This is a genomic window from Alteromonas sp. BZK5 (genome assembly GCF_014349115.1).
GTDB lineage: Bacteria > Pseudomonadota > Gammaproteobacteria > Enterobacterales > Alteromonadaceae > Alteromonas > Alteromonas macleodii.
Map to the genome: position 1 here is coordinate 1 of NZ_JACSOE010000253.1, position 1,394 is coordinate 1,394.

The window sequence follows — 1,394 nt, forward strand, 5'->3', positions numbered from 1 at the left end:
CTGTTTGAACATCGCTTCTTGTCGATAAAGCGGTAACCCATACTGATATTTGCTGGTGATGATTTGACTTAACAAGCTTGGCGTTGCGTAGCCTTTTGGAATCACGCTGTGAGGTACGGGCGCTTGTTTAATCGTGTTGCTGATACCGTCTTTCTCACAAGTACGACATGCATACTTGGGGCGAACATGCTCAATCACTCTTACTTGAGCTGGGATAAACTGAAGCTTCTCCGACGTATCTTCACCAATGCGATGTAATTCGCCCGAACAACAGCCACAGATTTTTTCTTCGTCACTAATATCGTGAACAATAACTTCGCGAGGCAGGTCTTGAGGCAATGGTTTACGTGTCGGCTTTTTACGAGTGTAGCTAATCGCTTCTTCAGCTGTTTCAGTTTCAACAACCAGCTCTTCCGCTTCATTGAACAACTCACCTTGCCCTGGGTGGCCTTCGGTACTTTTTCCGAACTGCTTGTGCTGGGCAACACGGAACTGTTCTTCTAAATAGGCAATCCGCGCGCTCTTCTCTTCAAGAAGCGCTTCAAGTTCAGCGATGCGGGATTGGTATTCTTTCTCGTTCATACCGCTATTATCCCGTATTAAGCTGCTGATTACCTTACATTATTAAGACTATTTCGTGATCGTTAATCGCTACTTATGATCACAGGTTATAAGCCGGATGCGTTGTAATGCAACGGTTGATGCCCTATGACATCGTAGCCCGATAACAGCCATTGTAGCTGTTGTTCACTCATATGCATCTGTTTTAAGTTCGCATCGACAGGCCATTTAAAACGATGCTTCTCGAGTTGCTTGTACCAGAGTGCGAAGCCCGTTTTATCCCAATAGAGTATTTTGACCTTATCGCGCTTTTTGTTGCAGAAGACGAACAGTGCATCGCGAAACGGATTCAGGTTCATATCCTGCTCAACGACGACAATTAAGCCATTAATCGATTTGCGGAAGTCGACGACATCCATGTACAGGTAAATGTCGGCAGGCTCAACGAACATCTTCATTCGCTTAATGCCTTCATCACAGCGGCAACCCAGTGAGGGTTAATATTGGTTGGCACGCTCAATTGAACCTCTCCGAGTTGCAGGAGAAGTTCGCCACCCATTTCCTCGGTGTAGGATTCAACCTTCGTGACTTCACGCTTCACCTGAACAAACTTGCTACTTGTTCGTTGAAGCCGGATATCGCGACGTCGGGTATAGTAAGTTTGAACGTTAATCTGTTGCTGACGACAAAACTCTACCGCAGTGAGTCCGCTTTGCTTTTGCTGCTCGAATAAGTTGAGCCAGTCTTGCACTTCTCTTCGTTGATATTGCGGCATGGTCATTCTCCTTAACAAAAAGAGAACACCATGCCGTAGCTAATTTATGAATTGAATG

The 1,394-nt window shown here is 45.6% G+C and carries 3 protein-coding genes; all 3 read right to left on the minus strand.

Annotated features, from left to right (window positions below):
- A partial coding sequence (locus tag BIZ39_RS21745) for an IS66 family transposase zinc-finger binding domain-containing protein (RefSeq protein WP_187448104.1) occupies positions 1-582 on the minus strand: 582 nt, incomplete at its 3' end.
- Positions 583-668: 86 nt separating this feature from the next.
- On the minus strand, positions 669-1,019 hold the full coding sequence (tnpB, locus tag BIZ39_RS21750) for an IS66 family insertion sequence element accessory protein TnpB (RefSeq protein ID WP_187448105.1): 351 nt from the start codon (positions 1,017-1,019) through the stop codon (positions 669-671).
- Positions 1,016-1,336, minus strand: coding sequence for an IS66 family insertion sequence element accessory protein TnpA (gene tnpA / locus BIZ39_RS21755; RefSeq protein ID WP_187448106.1), 321 nt, complete (start codon positions 1,334-1,336; stop codon positions 1,016-1,018). Before tnpA ends, tnpB begins: the two co-directional genes overlap by 4 nt.
- Positions 1,337-1,394: the final 58 nt, after the last annotated feature.

Bases quoted from the DNA above. Each gene is read 5' to 3' on its own strand.
- tnpB (WP_187448105.1), bottom strand. From the start codon at position 1,019: ATGAAGATGTTCGTTGAGCCTGCCGACATTTACCTGTACATGGATGTC.
- tnpA (WP_187448106.1), bottom strand. From the start codon at position 1,336: ATGCCGCAATATCAACGAAGAGAAGTGCAAGACTGGCTCAACTTATTC.